Source organism: Bradyrhizobium sp. Kon56 (genome assembly GCF_055807635.1).
This window is the reverse complement of the sequence record NZ_JBVVOU010000428.1, coordinates 1-269: the sequence shown is the minus strand read 5'-3', so window position 1 is coordinate 269 and position 269 is coordinate 1. Positions and strand designations below refer to the sequence as shown.

1 protein-coding gene is annotated in these 269 nt (G+C 60.2%); it reads left to right on the top strand.

The window, feature by feature from the left end:
- Positions 1-269 (top strand): hypothetical protein (locus AC0L3B_RS39555; RefSeq protein WP_473383265.1); only part of this gene is annotated, 269 nt, incomplete at both ends.

Here is a 269-nt window from a genome sequence, read left to right as displayed (position 1 = left end):
ACGCAGTCAACGACCTCGTGGAACTGTCGATCAAGGGCGTCAGCGCGGCCAGTGTCAGCACCGAACTCGTCCTGCGCTACACCGTGACTGCAATCAACCTAACCAGGGTAAATATCCCTTTGCCAATTGAGTTCCTGCTGCCCCTGCCGGCCGGCCGGATCTTGATCACTTACAAACGGATTCGCCCGAGCGTGCCCGATCGCCCGGACGTGCCCGATCGCCCCTCCGACGCCGTGCTATATGCCATTTATGGCGACCCGGTAGACAGT